This window comes from Microbacterium sp. B35-30, from assembly GCF_010634855.1.
In the GTDB taxonomy this organism is placed as follows: domain Bacteria; phylum Actinomycetota; class Actinomycetes; order Actinomycetales; family Microbacteriaceae; genus Microbacterium.
In genome coordinates, this window is sequence record NZ_MWLQ01000064.1 from 1 (window position 1) to 5,541 (window position 5,541).

Annotated in this window: 3 rRNA genes; all 3 read left to right on the forward strand. The window is 55.1% G+C overall.

Annotated features, from left to right (window positions below):
- Positions 1-197 precede the first annotated feature (197 nt).
- The 3 genes from B2K11_RS20265 to rrf all read left to right on the forward strand — a co-directional run bounded on the left by B2K11_RS20265 (position 198) and on the right by rrf (position 5,492).
- A 16S ribosomal RNA gene (locus B2K11_RS20265) occupies positions 198-1,720 on the forward strand.
- Positions 1,721-2,163: 443 nt separating this feature from the next.
- A 23S ribosomal RNA gene (locus tag B2K11_RS20270) occupies positions 2,164-5,268 on the forward strand.
- Between the two features lie 107 nt (positions 5,269-5,375).
- A 5S ribosomal RNA gene (gene rrf / locus B2K11_RS20275) occupies positions 5,376-5,492 on the forward strand.
- The 16S, 23S and 5S rRNA genes sit together here, the layout of an rRNA operon.
- The last annotated feature ends 49 nt before the right edge of the window (positions 5,493-5,541 follow it).

Consider the following 5,541-nt stretch of genomic DNA (forward strand, 5'->3'; position numbering starts at 1 on the left):
GCTGGTGCGTCCGATCTTTGAGAACTCAACAGCGTGCACTTGTCAAATGCCAATTTTTGTATCCTCGCTGACCATTTTTTGGTTGGTGGGGGTCCTTTTTGGATCAATTCATGGATGTCAGTTTGATATTCGTTTTTGGTCATGGTTGAACTCGCTGCTTCTTTCCCGTTTTCCCGGGTTGGTTGCAGTATTCATTTTTTATGGAGAGTTTGATCCTGGCTCAGGATGAACGCTGGCGGCGTGCTTAACACATGCAAGTCGAACGGTGAAGCCCAGCTTGCTGGGTGGATCAGTGGCGAACGGGTGAGTAACACGTGAGCAACCTGCCCCTGACTCTGGGATAAGCGCTGGAAACGGCGTCTAATACTGGATACGAACCACAGTCGCATGGCTGGTGGTTGGAAAGATTTTTTGGTTGGGGATGGGCTCGCGGCCTATCAGCTTGTTGGTGAGGTAATGGCTCACCAAGGCGTCGACGGGTAGCCGGCCTGAGAGGGTGACCGGCCACACTGGGACTGAGACACGGCCCAGACTCCTACGGGAGGCAGCAGTGGGGAATATTGCACAATGGGCGCAAGCCTGATGCAGCAACGCCGCGTGAGGGATGACGGCCTTCGGGTTGTAAACCTCTTTTAGCAAGGAAGAAGCGAAAGTGACGGTACTTGCAGAAAAAGCGCCGGCTAACTACGTGCCAGCAGCCGCGGTAATACGTAGGGCGCAAGCGTTATCCGGAATTATTGGGCGTAAAGAGCTCGTAGGCGGTTTGTCGCGTCTGCTGTGAAATCCCGAGGCTCAACCTCGGGCCTGCAGTGGGTACGGGCAGACTAGAGTGCGGTAGGGGAGATTGGAATTCCTGGTGTAGCGGTGGAATGCGCAGATATCAGGAGGAACACCGATGGCGAAGGCAGATCTCTGGGCCGTAACTGACGCTGAGGAGCGAAAGGGTGGGGAGCAAACAGGCTTAGATACCCTGGTAGTCCACCCCGTAAACGTTGGGAACTAGTTGTGGGGTCCTTTCCACGGATTCCGTGACGCAGCTAACGCATTAAGTTCCCCGCCTGGGGAGTACGGCCGCAAGGCTAAAACTCAAAGGAATTGACGGGGACCCGCACAAGCGGCGGAGCATGCGGATTAATTCGATGCAACGCGAAGAACCTTACCAAGGCTTGACATACACGAGAACACCCTAGAAATAGGGGACTCTTTGGACACTCGTGAACAGGTGGTGCATGGTTGTCGTCAGCTCGTGTCGTGAGATGTTGGGTTAAGTCCCGCAACGAGCGCAACCCTCGTTCTATGTTGCCAGCACGTAATGGTGGGAACTCATGGGATACTGCCGGGGTCAACTCGGAGGAAGGTGGGGATGACGTCAAATCATCATGCCCCTTATGTCTTGGGCTTCACGCATGCTACAATGGCCGGTACAAAGGGCTGCAATACCGTGAGGTGGAGCGAATCCCAAAAAGCCGGTCCCAGTTCGGATTGAGGTCTGCAACTCGACCTCATGAAGTCGGAGTCGCTAGTAATCGCAGATCAGCAACGCTGCGGTGAATACGTTCCCGGGTCTTGTACACACCGCCCGTCAAGTCATGAAAGTCGGTAACACCTGAAGCCGGTGGCCCAACCCTTGTGGAGGGAGCCGTCGAAGGTGGGATCGGTAATTAGGACTAAGTCGTAACAAGGTAGCCGTACCGGAAGGTGCGGCTGGATCACCTCCTTTCTAAGGAGCACTTGGACCTCTTCGGGGGTTCCAGGACCCAGTACCACACCGTTCGTGTGTGGCTGGGGCTCAAGGGTGGAACATTTGACATGGCGTCAGCGCAGCTGGGGTCTACTAGTACGCCGCACTCTTCGGGGTGTGGTTGGAGGGTGGGTTCTGGTGAGCGGGGCGTCGGCACGCTGTTGGGTCCTGAGGGACCGGACGCTGCGCTTGCTGCCTTTCGGGGTGGTGGGTGTGGGGGACACTCCTCTTGGGCCTTCTGTCGCCGGCTTTGTGTCGGGGGTGGGGGGTACCGCCCGTACTTTGAGAACTACACAGTGGACGCGAGCATCTTCAGGGATGATCCTTCGGGATTGTTCTTGTTATAGATGATCTTAAAGATCATTAGTCAATTTCGCCCGGACCTTTTGGTTCGGGTTCGATTCTTGATGAAACTCATGTGATTTCAAGTCTTTAAGAGCAAACGGTGGATGCCTTGGCATCTGGAGCCGAAGAAGGACGTAGCAATCTGCGATAAGCCTCGGGGAACTGATAAGCAAGTTTTGATCCGAGGGTGTCCGAATGGGGAAACCCCGCCAGGGCGCGTGCGTACCTGGTGACTCCCGCCTGAATATATAGGGCGGGTAGAGGGAACGTGGGGAAGTGAAACATCTCAGTACCCACAGGAAGAGAAAACAACAGTGATTCCGTGAGTAGTGGCGAGCGAAATCGGATCAGGCTAAACCTCATGTGTGTGAGAGCCGGCAGGCGTTGCATGTGGGGGGTTGCGGGACTTTCCTGACCATTCTGCCGAGTGGTCGACGTGACAGAAGCGTATAGACGAACCGTCTTGAAAGGCGGGCCAGAGTGGGTGCCAGCCCCGTAGTCGAAATGCGTGTTCTGACGTGGAGAGTATCCCAAGTATCACGGGGCCCGAGAAATCCCGTGTGAATCTGTCAGGACCACCTGATAAGCCTAAATACTCCCAGATGACCGATAGCGGACAAGTACCGTGAGGGAAAGGTGAAAAGTACCCCGGGAGGGGAGTGAAATAGTACCTGAAACCGTTTGCTTACAAACCGTTGGAGCCTCCTTAGTAGGGGTGACAGCGTGCCTTTTGAAGAATGAGCCTGCGAGTTAGCGATATGTGGCGAGGTTAACCCGGGTGGGGTAGCCGTAGCGAAAGCGAGTCTGAATAGGGCGATTCAGTCGCATGTCCTAGACCCGAAGCGAAGTGATCTATCCATGGCCAGGCTGAAGCGACGGTAAGACGTCGTGGAGGGCCGAACCCACTTAGGTTGAAAACTGAGGGGATGAGCTGTGGATAGGGGTGAAAGGCCAATCAAACTTCGTGATAGCTGGTTCTCTCCGAAATGCATTTAGGTGCAGCGTTGCGTGTTTCTTGCCGGAGGTAGAGCTACTGGATGGCCGATGGGCCCTACAAGGTTACTGACGTCAGCCAAACTCCGAATGCCGGTAAGTGAGAGCGCAGCAGTGAGACTGTGGGGGATAAGCTTCATAGTCGAGAGGGAAACAACCCAGACCACCATCTAAGGTCCCTAAGCGCGTGCTAAGTGGGAAAGGATGTGGAGTTGCTTAGACAACCAGGAGGTTGGCTTAGAAGCAGCCACCCTTGAAAGAGTGCGTAATAGCTCACTGGTCAAGTGATTCCGCGCCGACAATGTAACGGGGCTCAAGCACGCCACCGAAGTTGTGGCATTGACATTATTGGTAGGCCTTCGTGGTCCAGCCGTGTTGATGGGTAGGAGAGCGTCGTGTGGCGAGTGAAGCGGCGGGGTGACCCAGCCGTGGACGCCACACGAGTGAGAATGCAGGCATGAGTAGCGAAAGACGTGTGAGAAACACGTCCTCCGAAAGACCAAGGGTTCCAGGGTCAAGCTAATCTTCCCTGGGTAAGTCGGGACCTAAGGCGAGGCCGACAGGCGTAGTCGATGGACAACGGGTTGATATTCCCGTACCGGCGAAGAACCGCCCAAGCTAATCCAGTAGTGCTAAGTGTCTGAATCCCATTGACGGATCCCTTCGGGGTGATGCTGTGGGCCTAGCGCACGACCCCATTCTGGTGCGGTTAGCGTATTAACAGGTGTGACGCAGGAAGGTAGCCCATCCCGGGCGATGGTTGTCCCGGGGCAAGTGCGTAGGCCGAGTGGTAGGCAAATCCGCCACTCATCAAGGCTGAGACACGATGCGGATGAAAAGTGGGTGATCCTATGCTGCCAAGAAAAGCATCGACGCGAGGTTCTAGCCGCCCGTACCCCAAACCGACTCAGGTGGTCAGGTAGAGAATACCAAGGAGATCGAGAGAATCGTGGTTAAGGAACTCGGCAAAATGCCCCCGTAACTTCGGGAGAAGGGGGGCCATCCACTTATATGAGCTTGCCTCAAAAAGGGTGTGGTGGCCGCAGAGACTAGTGGGTAGCGACTGTTTACTAAAAACACAGGTCCGTGCCAAGTCGCAAGACGATGTATACGGACTGACGCCTGCCCGGTGCTGGAAGGTTAAGAGGACCGGTTAGCCGCAAGGCGAAGCTGAGAATTTAAGCCCCAGTAAACGGCGGTGGTAACTATAACCATCCTAAGGTAGCGAAATTCCTTGTCGGGTAAGTTCCGACCTGCACGAATGGCGTAACGACTTCCCAACTGTCTCAACCGCGAACTCGGCGAAATTGCATTACGAGTAAAGATGCTCGTTACGCGCAGCAGGACGGAAAGACCCCGTGACCTTTACTACAGCTTGGTATTGGTGTTCGGTGTGGCTTGTGTAGGATAGGTGGGAGACTGTGAAGCGGATACGCCAGTATTCGTGGAGTCATTGTTGAAATACCACTCTGGTCACTCTGGATATCTAACTTCGAACCGTAATCCGGTTCAGGGACAGTGCCTGGTGGGTAGTTTAACTGGGGCGGTTGCCTCCCAAAAAGTAACGGAGGCGCCCAAAGGTTCCCTCAACCTGGTTGGCAATCAGGTGGCGAGTGTAAGTGCACAAGGGAGCTTGACTGTGAGACTGACAGGTCGAGCAGGGACGAAAGTCGGGACTAGTGATCCGGCAGTGGCTTGTGGAAGCGCTGTCGCTCAACGGATAAAAGGTACCTCGGGGATAACAGGCTGATCTTGCCCAAGAGTCCATATCGACGGCATGGTTTGGCACCTCGATGTCGGCTCGTCGCATCCTGGGGCTGGAGTAGGTCCCAAGGGTTGGGCTGTTCGCCCATTAAAGCGGTACGCGAGCTGGGTTTAGAACGTCGTGAGACAGTTCGGTCCCTATCCGCTGCGCGCGTAGGAAGTTTGAGAGGATCTGACCCTAGTACGAGAGGACCGGGTTGGACGAACCTCTGGTGTGCCAGTTGTACTGCCAAGTGCACCGCTGGTTAGCTACGTTCGGGATGGATAACCGCTGAAAGCATCTAAGCGGGAAGCCGGCCTCAAGATGAGACTTCCATACCTTCGGGTGAGAGGCTCCCAGCCAGACTACTGGGTTGATAGGCCAGATGTGGAAGCGCAGCAATGCGTGCAGCTGACTGGTACTAATAAGCCGATGACTTGATAACACACCGTTTCTGGTGCTTGCGTCCACTGAGTGGTTCCCGATGTACGGTCGGGAACACAACAGAACATAGATTTTTTCACGTTGTGAAGACTGAAACATCAAGAGAGTTTCGGCGGCCATAGCGAGAGGGAAACGCCCGGTCCCATTCCGAACCCGGAAGCTAAGCCTCTCAGCGCCGATGGTACTGCAGGGGGGACCCTGTGGGAGAGTAGGACACCGCCGGACACCCATTCACGTAATGGCCACCCCCCAAGGGTGGCCATTACGCGTTAAC